This window comes from Vibrio sp. 10N.286.49.E11, assembly GCF_041469505.1.
In the GTDB taxonomy this organism is placed as follows: Bacteria; Pseudomonadota; Gammaproteobacteria; order Enterobacterales; family Vibrionaceae; genus Vibrio; species Vibrio crassostreae_C.
Genome location: NZ_JBFRKQ010000065.1, coordinates 32369 through 51430, shown reverse-complemented (window position 1 = coordinate 51430; position 19062 = coordinate 32369). Strand labels below are relative to the sequence as shown.

The 19062-nt window shown below is 45.3% G+C and carries 18 protein-coding genes; 2 read left to right on the top strand and 16 right to left on the bottom strand.

From position 1 onward, the window contains the following. Positions 1-3: 3 nt before the first annotated feature. Positions 4-1548 carry a threonine ammonia-lyase, biosynthetic gene (ilvA, locus tag AB4167_RS15710; RefSeq protein WP_102429012.1) on the top strand — a complete coding sequence of 515 codons (1545 nt, stop codon included), beginning with the start codon at positions 4-6 and terminating at the stop codon, positions 1546-1548. 100 nt (positions 1549-1648) lie between these two features. On the opposite strand, the gene punR is transcribed toward ilvA, so the two are convergent. Then, positions 1649-2563, bottom strand: a complete 915-nt coding sequence (gene punR, locus AB4167_RS15705; protein ID WP_372136737.1) for a DNA-binding transcriptional activator PunR — start codon at positions 2561-2563, stop codon at positions 1649-1651. Positions 2564-2726: 163 nt separating this feature from the next. Here punR and punC point away from each other — a divergent pair, with 163 nt between their 5' ends. Then, entirely contained in the window at positions 2727-3938 is a 1212-nt protein-coding gene (gene punC / locus AB4167_RS15700) for a purine nucleoside transporter PunC (protein WP_017063021.1), read from the top strand. An 86-nt stretch (positions 3939-4024) separates the two neighbouring features. Here the strand turns inward: punC and AB4167_RS15695 are convergent, their stop codons facing one another. From AB4167_RS15695 to mnmG, 15 genes are all read right to left on the bottom strand, one after another. Then, positions 4025-5644, bottom strand: coding sequence for a sensor domain-containing diguanylate cyclase (locus tag AB4167_RS15695; RefSeq protein ID WP_136982681.1), 1620 nt, complete (start codon positions 5642-5644; stop codon positions 4025-4027). Positions 5645-5864: 220 nt separating this feature from the next. Then, entirely contained in the window at positions 5865-7223 is a 1359-nt protein-coding gene (gene glmU, locus AB4167_RS15690) for a bifunctional UDP-N-acetylglucosamine diphosphorylase/glucosamine-1-phosphate N-acetyltransferase GlmU (protein ID WP_372136736.1), read from the bottom strand. A 182-nt stretch (positions 7224-7405) separates the two neighbouring features. Next, positions 7406-7828 carry a F0F1 ATP synthase subunit epsilon gene (locus AB4167_RS15685; RefSeq protein WP_017058791.1) on the bottom strand — a complete coding sequence of 141 codons (423 nt, stop codon included), beginning with the start codon at positions 7826-7828 and terminating at the stop codon, positions 7406-7408. Between the two features lie 18 nt (positions 7829-7846). Then, entirely contained in the window at positions 7847-9250 is a 1404-nt protein-coding gene (atpD, locus tag AB4167_RS15680; protein ID WP_017058792.1) for a F0F1 ATP synthase subunit beta, read from the bottom strand. 34 nt (positions 9251-9284) lie between these two features. Next, positions 9285-10151 carry a F0F1 ATP synthase subunit gamma gene (gene atpG, locus AB4167_RS15675; RefSeq protein ID WP_017058793.1) on the bottom strand — a complete coding sequence of 289 codons (867 nt, stop codon included), beginning with the start codon at positions 10149-10151 and terminating at the stop codon, positions 9285-9287. A gap of 48 nt (positions 10152-10199) precedes the next feature. Further along, on the bottom strand, positions 10200-11741 hold the full coding sequence (gene atpA, locus AB4167_RS15670; protein ID WP_372136735.1) for a F0F1 ATP synthase subunit alpha: 1542 nt from the start codon (positions 11739-11741) through the stop codon (positions 10200-10202). Positions 11742-11754: 13 nt separating this feature from the next. Beyond that, on the bottom strand, positions 11755-12288 hold the full coding sequence (atpH, locus tag AB4167_RS15665; protein ID WP_017058795.1) for a F0F1 ATP synthase subunit delta: 534 nt from the start codon (positions 12286-12288) through the stop codon (positions 11755-11757). A 15-nt stretch (positions 12289-12303) separates the two neighbouring features. Continuing rightward, a complete protein-coding gene (gene atpF / locus AB4167_RS15660; RefSeq protein WP_032545592.1) occupies positions 12304-12774 on the bottom strand; it encodes a F0F1 ATP synthase subunit B in 471 nt (156 codons plus the stop codon). Between the two features lie 59 nt (positions 12775-12833). After that, entirely contained in the window at positions 12834-13091 is a 258-nt protein-coding gene (gene atpE, locus AB4167_RS15655) for a F0F1 ATP synthase subunit C (RefSeq protein WP_004411110.1), read from the bottom strand. A 48-nt stretch (positions 13092-13139) separates the two neighbouring features. Beyond that, entirely contained in the window at positions 13140-13937 is a 798-nt protein-coding gene (gene atpB, locus AB4167_RS15650) for a F0F1 ATP synthase subunit A (RefSeq protein ID WP_017058797.1), read from the bottom strand. Positions 13938-13945: 8 nt separating this feature from the next. Beyond that, positions 13946-14335, bottom strand: coding sequence for a F0F1 ATP synthase subunit I (locus AB4167_RS15645; RefSeq protein ID WP_017058798.1), 390 nt, complete (start codon positions 14333-14335; stop codon positions 13946-13948). A gap of 191 nt (positions 14336-14526) precedes the next feature. Next, entirely contained in the window at positions 14527-15408 is an 882-nt protein-coding gene (locus AB4167_RS15640; RefSeq protein ID WP_136982659.1) for a ParB/RepB/Spo0J family partition protein, read from the bottom strand. Between the two features lie 23 nt (positions 15409-15431). After that, on the bottom strand, positions 15432-16205 hold the full coding sequence (locus AB4167_RS15635; RefSeq protein WP_136978676.1) for a ParA family protein: 774 nt from the start codon (positions 16203-16205) through the stop codon (positions 15432-15434). Between the two features lie 14 nt (positions 16206-16219). Continuing rightward, positions 16220-16852 carry a 16S rRNA (guanine(527)-N(7))-methyltransferase RsmG gene (gene rsmG / locus AB4167_RS15630; RefSeq protein WP_017058801.1) on the bottom strand — a complete coding sequence of 211 codons (633 nt, stop codon included), beginning with the start codon at positions 16850-16852 and terminating at the stop codon, positions 16220-16222. Next, positions 16852-18747: a tRNA uridine-5-carboxymethylaminomethyl(34) synthesis enzyme MnmG gene (mnmG, locus tag AB4167_RS15625; RefSeq protein WP_060983468.1), complete on the bottom strand. Its 1896-nt coding sequence runs from the start codon at positions 18745-18747 to the stop codon at positions 16852-16854. Before mnmG ends, rsmG begins: the two co-directional genes overlap by 1 nt. Positions 18748-19062 lie beyond the last annotated feature (315 nt).

The following is a 19062-nucleotide window of genomic DNA, read 5'->3' as shown; positions in this document are numbered from 1 at the left end:
TCTATGAGTGATGACACGGTCAGTCCCCAAAAACAAACTGGCGCAGATTATCTGCGTCAGATCCTGAGAGCGCCAGTTTACGAAGCCGCAATCGTGACACCTCTGCAAGAGATGCCTCGCTTAAGTGCTCGCATTGGTAATCAGGTTCAGCTAAAGCGTGAAGACCGTCAGCCGGTCCACTCGTTCAAGCTACGTGGTGCCTACAACATGGTATCAAGCCTTTCAGAGCAACAGAAAGCCGCAGGTGTGATTGCAGCATCGGCAGGTAACCATGCTCAAGGTATGGCGCTGTCCGGTTCTAAGCTTGGTATTCAAACCACGATTGTGATGCCAAAAACCACACCAGACATCAAGGTTGATGCGGTACGTGGCTTTGGCGGTAACGTAGTTCTACACGGCAGCAACTTTGATGAAGCTAAAGCTGAAGCAGAACGCCTTTCCGCTGAACATGGCTACACCTTTGTGCCTCCATTCGATCACCCATTGGTGATCGCCGGACAGGGCACCATGGGTATGGAAATGCTTCAGCAAAATGGTCACATGGATTACATCTTTGTGCCTGTCGGTGGTGGTGGTTTGGCTGCGGGTGTTGCCGTGCTAGTTAAGCAATTGATGCCGGAAATAAAAGTCATCGCGGTTGAACCTGAAGATTCATCTTGCTTGAAAGCAGCACTGGATGCCGGTGAGCCAGTAGTACTGGATCAAGTCAGCATGTTTGCCGATGGCGTTGCGGTTAAGCGCATTGGTGAAGAGACATTCCGTCTGTGTCAGCAGTACATCGATGGTCACATTGCCGTGTCTAGCGATGAGATCTGCTCTGCGGTCAAAGACATCTTTGAAGACACTCGTGCGATTGCCGAGCCTTCTGGTGCGCTTGCTCTGGCTGGTTTAAAGAAGTTTGCAGAGCAGAACCAACTGCAAGGCAAACAACTGGCAACTGTACTTTCTGGTGCTAATACCAACTTCCATGGTCTGCGTTATGTCTCTGAACGTTGTGAACTAGGTGAGAAGCGAGAAGGTCTACTTGCGGTTACGATTCCAGAGCGACAAGGAGCATTCCTAGAGTTCTGTAATATTATTGGTGGTCGAGCGGTAACTGAGTTTAACTACCGCCACAACGACGAAAGCCTAGCGAATATCTTCGTTGGTGTACGCCTACAAGGTGGTCAAGAAGAACTCGAACACATCATCAATGACTTACGTGAGGGCGGCTACCCGGTTGTCGATCTCTCTGATGATGAGATGGCAAAACTGCACATTCGTTACATGATTGGTGGCAAACCATCAAAACCATTGAAAGAGCGCCTATACAGCTTCGAGTTTCCTGAATACCCAGGAGCATTGATTAAGTTCCTTGATACCTTAGGTACCCATTGGAATATCAGCCTGTTCAACTACCGTAACCACGGCGCTGATTACGGCCGTGTATTGTGTGGATTCGAACTGGATGATGATGATTTAGCTCAGTTCTCAACACATCTACGAGAGCTTGGCTATCAGTGTAAAGATGAAACCGATAACCCTTCCTACAAGTTCTTCTTGTCATAAGAGTTAACGACCGAATCAAAAAAGAGCGAGTATTTACTCGCTCTTTTTATTGGTGCTGATTCAGCTCAAGCTTGAAAAGGATCTTCTTGTAAACAGATCATTAGATCGCCTTGCGATGATCCAACCAATCTTGGTGAAGTTGTTCACTCGATCCTAGGTATTTCACCATCCACTCGATCAACTTATGGTTATCGTCTTTTCGCCACACCAAACAACAATGACTCTGCGGACTCGGTTCAGGCAGTATTTTTTCCACCAGCAAGCCTTGTTCGATAATTGGCACGGCAATGTGCCTCGGCATATAACCCACCCCTACTCCATTTTTAAGGCATTCAATTGCGCTATACCAATTGGGTAACAACAGGCGTCTTTGACTTGAGTAGTGGCCTGTGTGTCGCTTAGGGAGCACACTGGAGGTATCATCCAAGCAGATGGCTGGATATTGGCTCACGAACTCTTCATTGAGGTTCTGTTCGCGCACACACGGGTGACTTGGCGACATTACAAATGCCCAATCTAATTGCCCCATGTCTTTGACTTCAAAATCGCCACCAACTGGCACAGCTGAGGTGGCGCCAATCACGATATCCGCCCTGCCCTGTGCAATCGCTTCCCATGAGCCGTTGAATACCTCCATGTTGATCTGAAGTTCGGCAAACTCAAAGGTTTGATAGAACTCTTCAATCATCGGCTTCATCTTGTCGAGCTTCACCACATTATCGAGCGTCAGACGCAAGGTTTTCTTCCAACCTCGAGCTGCTCGACGAGTCTGGGCACTGACCTCTTCCATTTGCCTCAGTAGTGCACGCGCCTCTTCAATGAACAGTTCACCTGCCGGAGTGAGCTCAACCTTTCTCGGTAAACGCCTGAAAAGCAGCACATCCAGTTCTTGTTCGACCTGTCTGACACCATAACTGATCGCCGAGGGCACTTTGTGCAACTGCTCAGCCGCCGCGGTAAAACTGCCCAAGCGCGCTACCGTATCGAGCATTTCTAAAGAGGATTTAGAGAACATAAGCCTTCAAATTTTTTGATTGATAACCACATATTTTAGCGTTTTATTTTATCAGGTCTGAAAAATAGAATGTCAGCATAAATAAACAGGGGCTTTCACTTCTGTATATCAAACAATTTTTTTGATGATAAAAACATCATTACCTTTAGCTTAATGGCATCTTATGAATATTTCTAAATTTCAATTGGTCTACCTTGCAGTTCTTTCAATGCTTGGCTTTATTGCGACCGATATGTACCTTCCTGCATTTAAGGCAATGGAAGTTGATTTCGCAACCGGCCCAGAGCAGATTGCCCTGTCTTTAACGGTATTCCTTGGCGGTATGGCAATGGGTCAGCTTCTTTGGGGTCTGGCGAGTGACAAGTATGGTCACCGTAATACGCTGGCGGTTGGTCTTGTTATCTTTACTGCAGCTTCATTCGGCTTAGCATTCAGCACCGAGGTATGGCATCTACTGACACTGCGCTTCATTCAAGCGATCGGCGTATGTGCTCCTGCGGTAATCTGGCAAGCAATGGTTATCAAGCGTTACTCACAAAGCAGTAGCCAACAAATTTTTGCAACCATCATGCCTTTGGTTGCGCTATCTCCTGCATTAGCACCTCAGCTAGGTGTGTTACTGGCGGATAGCTTTGGCTGGCACAGCATCTTCATCACATTAACCTTGATGGGTGCACTGCTAGTGGCGACAACAATGGCTCAACCAAAAGAAGCGCCTGAAGTAAAACAGACATCGATTAAGACAGACATCAAGATGTTGCTTAAATCAAAGCCTTACATGGGTAATGTCTTAATGTTTGCTTCAGCATCTGCCGCGTTCTTCGCTTACCTAACGGGTATGCCAGAGATCATGGCTCAACTAGGTTATGAAGCAAAAGACATCGGTTTGAGCTTTATCCCACAAACAATCGCGTTCATGGCGGGTGGTTACTTCGGTAAGCAAGCAGTGAAGAAATATGGCGATGGCGTTGTACTAAGAAACCTTATCGGTTTGTTCAGTGTAGCGGCGATGCTTATCTTTATCGCATCACAGTGGGAACTGACGTCAATCTGGCCTCTACTTGCGCCTTTCTGTTTGATTGCTGTCGCAAACGGTGCTCTTTACCCAATCGTAGTAAACCGTGCCCTATCAAGCGCTAAACAAAGCCCAGCAACAGCTGCTGGCCTACAAAACAGCCTGCAAATCAGTATCAGTGGCCTATCAAGTGCATTGGTCGCAGCAATGGCGAGCCAAGCACTAAGCGCGACGGGTATTGCAGTTGTGATCTGTTTGGGTGCATTGTGGGTTGGTTATATTGTTTCGAACAAAGAGCTTTCTGAACACTTCGCGACACCAGACAACTCTCGAGTGGTCGCTGACGAGAAACAAGACTAATTTCTGGATTAACGAAAACAAAAAAGAGCGATATTACTCGCTCTTTTTTATATCTAAATTTTACTTCTACTTATTTAGCAGCAACGTCACCTAGCAGCAACGTCACCATCGACTACTTCTAACGTTGGCGCTTTATGGCGGCTATATTCATCATAGTTAACCACTCGGCTGCGGCCCATATCTTTTGCCATGTACAAAGCATTATCGGCCATCTTAACCAGAGATTCAGTATCAGACGCTGGCTTAGGATAAGTGGCGACACCTATCGAAACACCCAACTGACCTAATGACAGACCTTTATGTTCAAGGTGCATCGAACGCACCGCATCACACAAGGTTTGACCAAACTCCGTCGCTTCTTGCATTGAATAATGTGGAAGCAATACCGCTAGCTCCTCACCACCGAGTCGGCAAGCAATCTCGTCTTCGCTAACACTCTGTTTAAGTAGTGCACTGATCTCTTTCAATACGAAATCACCCGCATCATGACCAAAGTTGTCATTAAAGCGTTTGAAGTGATCCAAATCGAGCATCAATAGCGATAATGGCTGCTCGCTGGTGGCCGAATTCATTGAGTGCTCTTCCAGTTTTTGCTCGAAGAAACGACGGTTAAATAAGCCAGTCAGCGGGTCGCTCAATGCTTGTGAGCGAAGCTTCTCTTGCAGGCTCAGGTTAGCTAATGCCAAGCCTAAGTGCTCGGAAACGCTGAACGCCAATTGCTCGGTAATGGGATCTATCTTGATGTCACCAACACCGAAGTAAAGGTGCATGATGCCGATGGTGTTGCCGTGTGCTGTCAACGGAATACACAGGGTTTGGTTGTTTTCCATCTCATGCATGTGACCACAGGTTAACGAGTGGAAATCATCATTCGATTGATGTGCACGGCCTTTTCGCAGTGACCAACACTCTTCTGGAGCAAAGCTCGCACTTCCCGGCCAAGTCTCTCCCCAATCGAGCTGAGTGATCAACTGGTTACGAGATGCACGCATCAAAGAAACACTGCCGTTCACGTTACCGAGAATTCGCGGCAAGATATCCGAAACAATCTGCTGAGCTTCCACCATATTGTTACACGCGGCCAGCATATTCGCGAGGCGGTGCATCAACTCGATTTCATGGGTTCGTTGGCGAATGCGCTCATCTTGCTTCTTCTGTTCTTCCTCCACTCGATGAACAATTTGGCGATTGCTCACGTAAGAGGTGCCAATCAAGAAACTCAAACTCAGCAACACCATCCCAACCAGAATCCCCATCAATTGGAAATTCATCTGTTTCAGTTGATGCATTGGCGAAGAGATCACGATAACGAAGTCTTGTCCGTTAACGCTCTCTTTCATTGAATAATAGATTCGGTCGATAGAGGTAACAGTACTAAAACGGACATCACTGCCAGTACCTTGTTGAAGGGCTTGCTTGAATTCAGGGCGGTTACCGTGATTTTCGACTCTAGCTAGTGCATGGTCTGAAAGATCCGTATCACCAATCACGACACCATCAGGACTGATCACTTGGATTCGAAGTCGAGTGTTGGCTTGCGTTAAGTCTCCGATGTAATCATCGACATCCATATCAGCTGTAAATAACTGACTATCTTCACGAATTTCATAGATAACATCTGACATCAAAGAGACAAGGTGATCACGCTCATTCTCAACAACCAGCTTTTCCAACGTTACATAAAAGCCATAGAGACCTATTAACATTGAAAAAGACAAAATAATGATCGGCAATGTTTGCCATTTCTTTTCAACCAATATCACCGTACATCAACCCATTTATACCGAACTACTGCCCGAATATTAACAATCTATTAAAAAAATACAATTGCCAAATTGATTATTTTGTTAGCAGTGAGTGACCGATACAAAAAAGCCAGTAGCGATGCTACTGGCTTTCGTAAGAATATCTTTTGAACGTTAGAGATTATTTCTTAGTTGGACGTTTCCAATCAGCAATCTTACGCTCTTTCGCACGGCTGATAACCAGCTCATTTTCAGAAACATCGCGTGTTACGGTAGAGCCAGCTCCAACGGTAGCACCATTACCAATCGTAACAGGCGCGATTAATTGGCTGTCTGAACCAACGAATACGTCATCACCAATAATGGTCTTAAACTTATTCGCCCCATCGTAGTTACAAGTAATTGCACCCGCACCCACGTTTACGCGCTGACCAATTTCAGCATCCCCAAGATAAGTCAGGTGGTTGGCTTTAGAGCCTTCGCCAAGGCGAGTGTTCTTCACTTCAACAAAGTTACCGACGTGCGAATCGTTACGCATGTCTGCACCAGGGCGTAGGCGAGTAAATGGACCAACCGTACAGTCTTCACCAACAGTCGCTCCTTCGATTACGCTGTATGGACGAATAACTGTGTTGTCATCGATCTCACAGTCTTTCAGCACGCAGCCAGTGCCGATAACCACGTTATCGCCAATGCTTACGCTGCCTTCGATGATAACGTTAGTATCAATCTCAACGTCCATACCGCACTGCAGTTCACCACGCAGATCAAAGCGGCTTGGGTCGCGTAGCATCACGCCTTGCTTCAATAGCTTATCGGCTTGCGTAGCTTGGTAAGCGCGCTCTAGGCGAGCCAGTTGCGAACGATCGTTAACGCCTTCCACTTCAATTGGGCTTACTGGGTGTACCGCTTCAACTGCACGACCTTCGTCGTGAGCCGCAGCGATAACGTCAGTCAGGTAATATTCACCCTGTGCGTTGTCGTTGCTTAGACCTGACAACCAGCGCTTCAGATCGCCACCAGTCGCCACCATAACGCCGGTATTGATCTCTTTGATAAGCTTCTGCTCATCCGTTGCATCTTTCTGTTCAACGATAGCCACAACAGGGCCATTACGACGAATAATACGTCCGTAGCCCATCGGGTTGTCTAACACGACAGTAAGTAGCGCGATGCCACCGTTTGGTTGAGCGTCTAATAGGTTTTCAATGGTTTCAGGTGAGATCAGTGGAACATCACCGTATAGCACCAATACTTTTTCATCATCAGCGAAATGTGCAGATGCTTGATCCACAGCGTGACCCGTACCCAGCTGCTCAGCTTGCAGTGCCCAGTTTACAGATTCTTCAGCTAGAGTAGCCTTCATCTGATCACCACCGTGGCCGTAAACCAGGTTGATGTTTTGAGCGCCTAAACCATTACATGTATCGATAACATGCTTCACCATTGGCTTACCCGCAAGTGTGTGCAGAACCTTTGGTGTGTTTGAATACATGCGAGTGCCTTTGCCCGCCGCGAGAATTACCGCGCTAAACTTCATTGTAAACCTATCCAACGTTATTTTTATTAAGCCGATATTGTAACCGTTTTTGGGCAAAAAATTAAATCGCAATAACCATTTAACCAGTAGTGATACGTAAAAGAAGCATTTTTGAGAATCTAAAAATGCAAAAAGGCGACCCTTAGGTCGCCTTTATCTCAGAGTCTGTAATCTTAAAAAGATTAACGACGCTGTTTTGTCAGTTCGATAACTCGTAACTGAGCAATGGCTTTAGCCAGTTCACCGGCCGCTTGTGCGAAGTCTATGTCGCCATGCTGATTTTGGATATTCTCCACAGCCTTGCGCTTAGCTTCTTCCGCCTTTGCTGCGTCTAGCTCTTCACCACGGATAGCTGTATCAGCCAGTACAGTTGCTGTACCAGGCTGAACTTCTACCATACCACCAGAAACATAAATGATTTCTTCGTGGCCGTGCTGCTTAACAATACGCACCATGCCAGGCTTGATAGCGGTCAGCAGTGGACAGTGACCATGGAAAATACCAAGTTCACCCTCACTACCGGTCACCTGAAACGTCTCAACAAGGCCTGAGAAAATTTGTTTCTCTGCACTTACAACGTCTAGGTGAAAGGTTATTGCTGCCATATCGCCTCCTAGTTAGCCTTATAGCTTCTTAGCATTCTCGATAGCTTCGTCAATTGCACCACAGTACATGAACGCTTGCTCTGGAATGTCATCGTATTCACCAGATAGAAGACCTTGGAAGCCACGTAGAGTCTCTTTAAGAGGTACGTAAATGCCTGGGTCACCTGTAAATACTTCCGCTACGTGGTAAGGCTGAGTTAGGAACTTCTCAATCTTACGAGCACGAGATACAACTTGCTTATCTTCTTCAGATAGCTCGTCCATACCTAGGATAGCAATGATATCTTTCAGCTCTTTATAGCGCTGAAGAGTAGACTGAACGCCACGAGCGATGTCGTAGTGCTCTTGTCCAACTACCAATGGATCCAGTTGACGTGAAGTAGAATCTAGCGGGTCGATCGCAGGGTATAGACCCATAGATGCGATGTTACGGTTAAGTACAACCGTTGCATCCAAGTGAGCGAACGTTGTTGCTGGAGACGGGTCAGTCAAGTCATCCGCAGGTACGTATACCGCCTGTACAGACGTGATAGAACCCGCTTTAGTTGACGTGATACGCTCTTGTAGAACACCCATTTCTTCAGCCAGTGTAGGTTGGTAACCTACCGCAGAAGGCATACGACCTAGAAGTGCTGATACTTCAGTACCTGCTAGTGTGTAACGGTAGATGTTATCAACGAACAGTAGAACGTCACGACCTTCGTCACGGAAGCGCTCTGCCATTGTTAGGCCAGTCAGGGCAACACGTAGACGGTTACCTGGTGGCTCGTTCATCTGACCGTAAACCATCGCTACTTTTGATTCTTCAGGTTTTTCGATGTTTACAACACCTGCTTCCTGCATCTCAAAGTAGAAATCGTTACCTTCACGAGTACGCTCACCTACACCTGCAAATACAGATAGGCCTGAGTGTTGAAGTGCGATGTTGTTGATAAGTTCCATCATGTTAACGGTCTTACCTACACCAGCACCACCGAATAGACCGATTTTACCACCCTTAGCGAATGGACAAATCAAGTCGATTACTTTAACACCAGTTTCTAGAAGAGCTGTCTCGTTAGACTGCTCTTCGTAGCTTGGAGCTTCACGGTGAATGGCGTAATGCTCTTCAGCACCAATCTCGCCACACTCATCAATCGCGTCACCTAGGACATTCATGATACGACCCAATGTCTTAGTACCTACTGGTACTGAGATTGGAGCGCCAGTATTTTCAACTGTCAAACCACGACGTAAACCATCAGAGCTACCCATTACGATTGCGCGAACTACGCCACCGCCAAGTTGTTGCTGAACTTCAAGAACTAGACGTTCTTGTACTTCATTAACATTCAGAGCGTCGTATACACGAGGTACTTCACCCTGTGGGAACTCTACGTCGACTACCGCACCGATGATCTGTACGATCTTACCTGTAGCCATCGTTAATCCTCTAACTATTTAGTTTTACCTAAGCTTAAACCGCAGCTGCGCCTGAAACGATCTCAGAAAGTTCTTGTGTAATTGCCGCTTGACGCGCTTTGTTGTACACAAGTTCTAAGTCATCAATAATGTCACCAGCGTTATCTGTTGCTGATTTCATAGCAATCATTCGAGCCGCTTGCTCACAAGCAAGGTTCTCGACCACACCTTGATATACTTGAGATTCGACGTAGCGAACCAGTAGTGCATCTAGTAGTGGTTTTGGCTCAGGCTCATAAATGTAGTCCCAAGCATGATCGCGTTTCATGTCTTCGCTGTCTGATTTAGGCAAAGGAAGTAATTGATCGATCGTTGGTTCTTGTACCATAGTGTTTTCAAACTTGTTGAACACTACGAACAGGCGATCCAATTCGCCTTCATCATATTTCTTCAGCATAACGCTTACAGAGCCAATCAAGTCTTCAAGGCTTGGGCGATCGCCCAGACCAGAAACTTGAGCTGCTACTTTCGCGCCGCTGTTGTTGAAAAATGCTGTCGCTTTTGAACCTACAATTGCAAGTTCAACGTCAGCACCTTTCTCAGACCAATCTTTCATGTCGTTCATGGCTTTTTTGAACAAGTTAATGTTCAAACCACCACAAAGACCACGGTCTGTAGAAACGATGATGTAACCAACACGTTTGGCTTCACGTTCCTCAAGATAAGGATGCTTATACTCGAGGCTACCATTAGCCAAATGACCGATCACTTTACGCATTGTTTCTGCATATGGACGAGTAGCTTCCATTGCGTCTTGAGAACGACGCATTTTTGAAGCTGCTACCATTTCCATTGCTTTCGTAATCTTCTGTGTGCTTTTAACACTACCGATTTTATTACGTATCTCTTTTGCGCCGGCCATCGTTACTCTCCGTTAATGGTATGAGGTGGCCCTAAGACCACCTACCAATTACCAGGTCTGGGTTGCCTTGAAATCGTCAACAAGCTTCTTCAGCTCAGCTTCGATTTCTTTATTGAAAGCACCCGTTGTGTCGATCTGTGTTGCTAGATCGGCATATTGACCACGAGCAAACGACAGTAAAGCAGCTTCAAAGTCTAGAACTTTAGAAAGTTCAACGTCTTGAAGGTATCCACGCTCTGCAGCGAAGATTACTAGAGCTTGGTCAAATACAGACATAGGAGCGTATTGCTTCTGCTTCATCAGTTCTGTAACTTTTTGACCATGGTCTAGCTGCTTCTTAGTCGCTTCATCAAGATCCGAAGAGAACTGAGCAAATGCTGCAAGTTCACGGTATTGAGCTAGAGCAGTACGGATACCGCCAGATAGCTTCTTGATGATTTTAGTCTGCGCCGAACCACCTACACGAGAAACTGAGATACCAGGGTCAACAGCTGGACGTACGCCCGCGTTGAATAGCTCAGTTTGTAGGAAGATCTGACCATCGGTAATCGAGATTACGTTCGTCGGTACGAATGCAGATACGTCACCAGCTTGCGTTTCGATGATAGGAAGAGCAGTTAAAGAACCCGTCTTGCCTTTCACTTCGCCTTTAGTGAATTCTTCTACGTAGTGTTCGCTTACACGAGCAGCACGCTCTAGTAGACGAGAGTGAAGGTAGAAAACATCACCAGGGAACGCTTCACGACCTGGTGGACGCTTAAGCAGTAGTGAGATCTGACGGTAAGCGACAGCTTGCTTAGATAGATCATCATAAACAATCAGTGCATCTTCACCGCGATCACGGAAGTATTCACCCATCGCACAACCAGCATACGGTGCAAGGTATTGCAGCGCTGCAGATTCAGAAGCCGATGCAACAACAACAACAGTGTTTGCTAGTGCGCCGTGCTCTTCTAGTTTGCGAACTACGTTAGCGATAGTCGACGCTTTTTGGCCGATTGCAACGTAGATAGAGAAAATACCAGAATTTTTTTGGTTAATAATCGCATCGATCGCCATCGCTGTTTTACCAGTCTGACGGTCACCGATAATAAGTTCACGCTGACCACGACCGATAGGGATCATTGAGTCAACTGACTTGTAACCAGTTTGAACAGGTTGATCTACCGATTTACGGTCGATTACACCTGGTGCGATAATTTCTACAGGCGAAGTCAATTTAGCTTCGATTGGACCTTTACCATCAATTGGCTCACCTAGCGTGTTTACAACACGACCAAGCATTTCAGGACCTACTGGTACTTCTAGAATACGACCAGTACCTGTAACTTTCATGCCTTCCTGTAGGTCAGCATACGGGCCCATTACAACAGCACCAACCGAATCACGGTTCAAGTTCAGTGCTAGAGCGTAACGGCCACCCGGTAGTTCGATCATTTCACCTTGCATCACGTCCGCTAGGCCGTGGATGCTAAGGATGCCATCGCTTACAGAAACGATAGTACCTTCATTGCGAGCTTCACTAACAACGTCGAAAGATTCAATACGTTGTTTAATTAGATCGCTAATTTCAGTGGAATTAAGTTGCATGCTCCAATCCCCATTAAGACTGCAATGCATCGCTCAGGCGGTCTAAACGACTGCGCGCTGAGTTATCGATGACTAGGTCTCCGGCTCGAATAATAACTCCACTAAGTAGAGTCTCATCTATACTGCAATTCAGCTGAACTTTGCGCGCTAAGCGCTGTTCCAATTTGCTGCTGATCTCTGCGCGTTGTTCTTTAGAAAGTTCAACCGCTGAAGTGACTTCAACGTCGATCTCTTTCTCGTGCTCTTGTTTGAGCAATAAGAACTCTTTGCAAACATCAGGAAAAGCCATTAAGCGGCCATTCTCTGCCATTACTTTTATCAAGTTCTGGCCGAATTCATCAAATTGTTCGCCACAAATTACAATGAATACTTCAGCTAATTTTTCAGCAGTTTGAGAGCTGCTTAAGAAATTGTGAACATCATCATTTTGTGCCACTTCGGCAGCAAAAGTAAGCATCTGACCCCATTGGTCTAGCTCACCTTTCTCTACCGCAAAGTCAAACGCTGCTTTAGCATAGGGGCGTGCGATTGTAGTCAAATCAGACATATACAGCCCCTTGCTTTAAAGTTTTGCAGTAATGTTGTTAAGAAGATCATCGTGTACATCTTTATCGATTGTACGCTCAAGGATTTTCTCAGCACCAGCAATTGCCAGAGTTGCGACTTGTTTGCGCAGGTCATCACGGGCACGTGTGCGCTCAGCTTCAATTTCGGCTTCCGCTTGCGCTAAGATTTTCTGGCGTTCTGCCTGAGCCTCTTCGCGAGCTTCATCAATAATTTGAGCCTTGCGTTTATTTGCCTGTTCAATAACCTCAGTTGCGGTGCGCTTCGCTTCTTTCAATTGGTCAGAAGCGTTGGCTTGTGCTAGATCCAAGTTTTTAGCAGCGCGTTCAGCGGCTACTAGACCGTCAGCAATTTTTTTCTGACGCTCTTCAATTGCTTGCATGATTGGTGGCCATACATATTTCATGCAGAACCAAACAAACATAGAAAAAGCAATTGCTTGACCTAACAGAGTTGCGTTCATATTCACAACAGCTACCCCTCGTTAAGAATCAACTACAAAAATTTAATTAACTAATTAACAGTTAATTAGCCTGCTAGTTGACCAACAAATGGGTTAGCAAACGTGAATAGTAGTGCGATTACGATACCGATCATTGGAACAGCATCCAGTAGACCAGCGATGATGAACATCTTAACTTGTAGCATTGGAGCCATTTCAGGTTGACGCGCAGCGCCTTCTAGGAATTTACCACCAAGAATAGCAAAACCAATTGCAGTACCTACGGCACAAAGACCAACAATAATAGCAACAGCGATTGCTGAAAAACTTAGTACAGTTTCCATTTACGTTCTCCGATTAACATTAATAGTTAGAATAAAACTTAAAAATTTTTAGTGATCGCCATCTTCATGGGCCATTGATAAATAAACAATTGTTAACATCATGAAAACAAATGCTTGAATCAAAATAACCAAGATATGGAAGATAGCCCAGGGTAGAGAGCCTACCCATTGTAAATACCACGGTAGCATTGCCGCACAAAGAATGAATACAACCTCACCTGCGAACATGTTACCGAATAGACGCATACCAAGTGATAGAGGCTTCGCGAGTAGCGATACCACTTCAATCAGTAGGTTAAACGGGATCATGATTGGGTGATTAAATGGATGTAAAGCAAGTTCTTTGGCGAATCCACCTAGGCCTTTCACTTTGATGCTGTAGTAGATCATCAGAGCAAAAACACCTAAGGCCATTGACATGGTTATATTAACATCAGCTGAAGGAACCACTTTCAAATAAGGGATACCTAGCCAATGCTCCGCAGGATATGGTAAGAAATCGATAGGCACTAAGTCCATCAAGTTCATTAAAATAATCCAGCAGAATATAGTCAGTGCTAATGGAGCAATCAGAGGGTTGCGGCCATGGAAAGTGTCTTTAACGTTGCCATCAACGAATTCAACTACCATTTCAACAAAACACTGAAGCTTACCAGGTACACCTACTGTTGCTTTCTTAGCGACTGAGCGAAAAACCCAAAGGAATAACATCCCTGTCAACACCGAAAAAAACAGACTGTCTATATGTACGTTCCAGAAACTTGTCTCCTCTACAAGACCAAACTTAGCTAAAGAAAGGTTTTGTAAGTGGTGCTCAATGTATCCGGATGCTGTTGGCGCAGCCATAACTCATCCTATTTTTTATTGTTAATGAAAAGCACTGGCGCAAAGATATTAATACCTAGAACCAGTAAATAGGTCAGTTTGAGGGGAACTAATTCCACCTGCATATACATGTAGACAATAGAGAATAGTAGAACTGTGATAAGGATTTTTAGCGCTTCGCCTGCATAGAACGACGCCGCAACTAACTTAGTTGCGCGAGCTCCACTAAATAGGAAAGCACACACACAAAAAACTGCATTTGCGATGACAAAAATACCGCCACCGATTAATGCAGCAAAACCCCAATCAGGATTAACAGCTAAACCTAACCCTATCGCCACTAATATAACCGCGCTAAGCTCGATCAATAACATTTGCTTTGCAAGCACTCGTCCTGGTCTTGCTAACGCCGCTACCATGTATTCGTTCCTCTTTAAGCCCACTTTACCACTCGCTTAAAAGCGTGCTGAGAAATTGGCGAAAATTATACGTTCAGCCAAATTGATTGCAATAAGAATGCAGCAATCATTTACATTTCTGTATACAAACCGACAACTTTTGTAAGAAATTACTTGTTTATTACATAATTGACCTAAATCAATTATCTCATTTAGTACTCTAGTTTAGCAATAAGTTGCTCTAATTTGTGAGGCTCATCAAGAGTAATTGTCACTTTTGACTTACCGCTAACAGAACGAGTAACTGAAACGTTTGCTTGCAATTTTTCCGTGAGTCTTCGTGAAAGTTCGATGGCCTCAGTGTCTTCGGGCTTCGATTCCGCTTCAACGTCTGGTTTTAAGCACTTTTTGACAAGTTGCTCAGTTTGACGCACGGTCATTTTTTTGGTTGCTGCAGTATTCGCTGCCTCAACCTGGGTAACACCTTCAAGCGCAAGCAGTGCTCTAGCATGCCCCATTTCTAGTTGTTTACTGGAAACTAAACCTTTTACTTCATTTTCGAGCTGATTTAGACGTAATAAGTTACTAACGGTAGCTCTGGATTTACCAATCACATCGGCGACCTGCTGATGTGTCAGTGAAAACTCGTTCTGCAAGCGCTCTAGCGCTTGTGATTCTTCGATAACATTCAGATCTTCACGTTGAATGTTCTCGATCAATGCCATCGCAATCGCGGCCTTGTCTTCTACTCTCTTGATCAAGCATGGAACTTGTTTAAGACCAGCTTGACGAGCCGCTCTCCAACGACGTTCACCAGCAATAATCTCAAATTGGTCGTGCGCTAAAGGGCGTACAACGATCGGTTGGATAATGCCTTGAGATTGTATAGATGCCGCTAACTCTTCTAGCGCTTCCGGCGCAATATCCTTACGCGGTTGATATACACCTGGCTTCAAGCTACCAATAGCAATCTCTGTGAACTCGCCTTCTGCAGACAAAGCCTGACTATGAGAAGCAACTTGTTGTTTTTCACGAGCCAATGAGCTAGTTGCAAGCAATGCATCTAACCCTTTTCCTAAACCACGCTTAGACATTGAGCGAATTCCTTTGGTTAGATCTATACTGGGACTTCTTCACGACGCAACATTTCGCCTGCAAGAGCAAGATATGCCTTAGCACCTGCGGAATACTTGTCGTAGTACATTGCTGGCTTGCCATGACTCGGCGCTTCTGCCAAACGTACATTTCGAGGGATCACAGTTCGGTAAACTTTGCTACCGAAGTGTTTTTTGAGTTGATCAGAGACTTCATTCGATAAGCGGTTACGAGGATCATACATTGTACGAAGAAGACCTTCGATCTTCAGATTCTCGTTTACTACCGCAGCGAGCTTACTGATGGTATCCATCAACGCAGTCAAACCTTCCAAAGCAAAATATTCACATTGCATTGGAACCAATACGGAATCGGCCGCAGCCATCGCGTTGATTGTAAGAAGGTTTAATGAAGGTGGGCAATCAATAAAGATGAAATCATAGTTGTCGCGAATAGATTCGAGTGCGTTTTTTAAACGAACTTCACGAGCAAATACTTCCATTAACTTGATTTCTGCCGCAGTCACATCACCGTTTGCGGCGATGAGGTCATAGTTGCCAGATGTACTTCTGCAAACTACCTCATCAAATGGGGTGTCTTCAACCAGCAAATCGTAAGCAGTTGCTTCAACTTGATACTTGTCGACACCGCTCGCCATAGTGGCATTACCTTGAGGATCGAGGTCAACAACCAATATCTTGCGTTTTGTTGCCGCCATTGATGCTGCCAAATTAATGCAAGTTGTTGTTTTTCCTACGCCACCCTTTTGGTTGGCAATTGCTACGATTCTACCCACTATGGCCTCGCTGATTATCCCTGACGCGATAAAGTAACTAGATGACGCTCTCCATCAAGCTCTGGCACTTGCAAAGCTTTAATGTCTGTCACTGAACACCATTCAGGTAACAGGTCGATTTCATCTCTAGGATGTTGTCCCTTAAGAGCCAAAAATACACCGGATTGCTCTTTAGGTAAATGGTGACACCACTCTACCATGTCTGTCATTGACGCAAATGCGCGACTGAGCACTGCATCAAACTTTTCTTCTGGTTGAAACTCCTCAACGCGACTTTGAACCGGTACCACGTTGTCGATACCCAATTCATGAATCACCTGTTTGATAAAACGAATACGCTTACCTAGGCTGTCTAGCAAGTAAAACTCGCAGTCTGGATTCATGATTGAGAGCGGAATTCCAGGAAGACCAGGTCCCGTGCCAACGTCGATAAAGCGCTTGCCTTGTAAGTGAGTGCTAACAATGATGCTATCTAAGATATGTTTCACCATCATTTCTTGCGGGTCACGAACAGATGTTAGGTTATAAGCTTTGTTCCACTTGTTCAGTAACTCAACGTAGCCAACCAATTGGCCACGTTGTTTTTCAGATACTTCAAGTTCAGTCTGGCCAATCAGGTGATCCAGTTTTTCGCGTAATGCGCTCATTATGCTTCCTCACCCTTTTTCAACAGGCCGTGTTTTTTCAAGTAGACCAACAGAATTGAGATTGCTGCAGGTGTAATACCTGAGATTCGCGAAGCAATACCAATTGAGTCAGGCTTAGCTGTCGTTAGTTTAAGAACCACTTCGTTAGAAAGTCCTTTCACCTTGCTGTAATCGATATCAGCAGGCAGTTTGGTGTTTTCATGACGCAGTGATTTTTCAATTTCGTCTTGTTGACGCTGAATGTAACCATCGTACTTCACTTGGATCTCAACTTGCTCAGACGCTTGTTGATCTTCCAATGCAGGACCAAAACGATCCAGTGCGGTTAGCTGTGAATAAGTCATTTCCGGGCGACGAAGAAGATCTTCACCACTCGCTTCACGAGACATCGGTGTTTTCAGAATTTGGTTCAGTTGATCAATATCTTCAGATTTTGGATTAATCCATGTTTCTTTCAGACGTTGACGCTCCTTCTCCATGTTTTCCATCTTCTCGTTGAAACGAGACCAACGAGCGTCATCGACAAGGCCAAGTTCACGCGACTTTTCAGTCAAACGGATATCAGCATTGTCTTCACGAAGCAGCAAACGGTATTCCGCACGAGACGTAAACATGCGGTAAGGTTCTTTGGTACCCATGGTCGATAGGTCGTCAATAAGCACGCCCATGTAAGCTTGGTCACGACGCGGACTCCAGCCTTCTTTGCCTTGAGTAAACAAACTCGCGTTCAGACCCGCCATTAAGCCTTGTGCAGCTGCTTCTTCGTAGCCAGTGGTACCGTTGATTTGACCCGCAAAGAATAGACCTTTGATAAACTTAGTTTCGTAAGTCAGCTTAAGGTCGCGAGGATCAAAGAAATCGTACTCAATCGCATAGCCAGGGCGAACGATATGAGCATTTTCAAAACCCTTCATCGAACGAACAATTTGAACCTGTACATCAAAAGGCAGACTGGTAGAGATACCATTCGGGTATAGCTCATGAGTCGTTAGACCTTCAGGCTCAATAAAAATTTGGTGACTGTTCTTGTCAGCAAAACGCATTACTTTGTCTTCAATCGAAGGGCAGTAACGAGGGCCAATGCCTTCAATCACACCCGCGTACATAGGGCTGCGATCAAGGTTGGCACGAATTACGTCATGCGTATTTTCATTGGTATGCGTGATGTAACATGGAATTTGACGAGGTTGTTGAGCTCGGCTGCCCATGAACGAGAAAACAGGCGTCGGGTTATCACCGTGCTGAACCTCAAGCTCAGAAAAATCAACGCTACGCGCATCGATACGAGGAGGAGTACCTGTTTTCAGGCGATCAACTCGGAATGGAAGATCACGAAGACGGTCAGCCAGTGCGATCGATGGTGGATCACCAGCACGGCCACCTGAAGAACTTTCCATACCAATATGGATCTTGCCGCCTAGGAATGTGCCCACAGTCAGAACCACAGCGCTTGCGCGGAACTTAAGGCCCATCTGCGTTACCACACCTACCACTTGATCCTGTTCAACGATCAAGTCATCAACCGACTGTTGGAACAAAGTCAGGTTTGGCGTGTTTTCAAGAACGTTACGAACAAAGGCTTTGTACAGTGCGCGGTCAGCTTGTGCACGAGTAGCACGAACCGCAGGGCCTTTTGATGCGTTCAATGTTCTGAACTGAATACCTGCATGATCAATAGCTTGCGCCATTAATCCACCCATTGCATCGACCTCTTTTACCAAGTGGCCCTTACCGATCCCGCCAATGGCTGGGTTACAAGACATTTGTCCTAGTGTATCGATATTATGAGTAAGTAATAACGTACTTTGACCAGTACGTGCAGATGCGAGTGCGGCTTCCGTTCCTGCATGGCCACCACCAACAACGATGACGTCAAATTTTTCGTGATAAAGCATGAACCGACCTCAGGTATTCAAACGTTTTCTAGATTGATAAAAAGGAGCGATATTCTACCTGTTTTCATAGCCTGAGAAAACGTTTTTGGGATTTTTCGAAAAAGCTGTTTTTAATTAATATAGATAAGATCTTTAAGGAGATCTTTTATTAGATCTATTATTAGGATCGAGGGTATCTGTGGATAAGTCGGAAATAATCAACGAGATCATGGATCTTTTTTGGATCAAATGATGTGATCTAACTTTGATCAGGATGAGGATTAGCTGGGATCAAAATGGCTACTTATTCACAGGAGGAAATTAGCCTAAAACTTG

Bases quoted from the DNA above. Each gene is read 5' to 3' on its own strand.
- atpG (WP_017058793.1), bottom strand. From the start codon at position 10,151: ATGGCCGGCGCAAAAGAGATACGTAATAAAATCGGTAGTGTTAAAAGC.
- rsmG (WP_017058801.1), bottom strand. From the start codon at position 16,852: ATGAGCGCATTACGCGAAAAACTGGATCACCTGATTGGCCAGACTGAA.
- AB4167_RS15645 (WP_017058798.1), bottom strand. From the start codon at position 14,335: ATGGTAGCGGCGTTAGCAAGACCAGGACGAGTGCTTGCAAAGCAAATG.
- AB4167_RS15695 (WP_136982681.1), bottom strand. From the start codon at position 5,644: ATGTTAATAGGTCTCTATGGCTTTTATGTAACGTTGGAAAAGCTGGTT.
- punC (WP_017063021.1), top strand. From the start codon at position 2,727: ATGAATATTTCTAAATTTCAATTGGTCTACCTTGCAGTTCTTTCAATG.
- atpH (WP_017058795.1), bottom strand. From the start codon at position 12,288: ATGTCTGATTTGACTACAATCGCACGCCCCTATGCTAAAGCAGCGTTT.
- atpA (WP_372136735.1), bottom strand. From the start codon at position 11,741: ATGCAACTTAATTCCACTGAAATTAGCGATCTAATTAAACAACGTATT.
- atpE (WP_004411110.1), bottom strand. From the start codon at position 13,091: ATGGAAACTGTACTAAGTTTTTCAGCAATCGCTGTTGCTATTATTGTT.
- AB4167_RS15640 (WP_136982659.1), bottom strand. From the start codon at position 15,408: ATGTCTAAGCGTGGTTTAGGAAAAGGGTTAGATGCATTGCTTGCAACT.
- atpB (WP_017058797.1), bottom strand. From the start codon at position 13,937: ATGGCTGCGCCAACAGCATCCGGATACATTGAGCACCACTTACAAAAC.
- mnmG (WP_060983468.1), bottom strand. From the start codon at position 18,747: ATGCTTTATCACGAAAAATTTGACGTCATCGTTGTTGGTGGTGGCCAT.
- punR (WP_372136737.1), bottom strand. From the start codon at position 2,563: ATGTTCTCTAAATCCTCTTTAGAAATGCTCGATACGGTAGCGCGCTTG.
- AB4167_RS15685 (WP_017058791.1), bottom strand. From the start codon at position 7,828: ATGGCAGCAATAACCTTTCACCTAGACGTTGTAAGTGCAGAGAAACAA.
- ilvA (WP_102429012.1), top strand. From the start codon at position 4: ATGAGTGATGACACGGTCAGTCCCCAAAAACAAACTGGCGCAGATTAT.
- glmU (WP_372136736.1), bottom strand. From the start codon at position 7,223: ATGAAGTTTAGCGCGGTAATTCTCGCGGCGGGCAAAGGCACTCGCATG.
- atpD (WP_017058792.1), bottom strand. From the start codon at position 9,250: ATGGCTACAGGTAAGATCGTACAGATCATCGGTGCGGTAGTCGACGTA.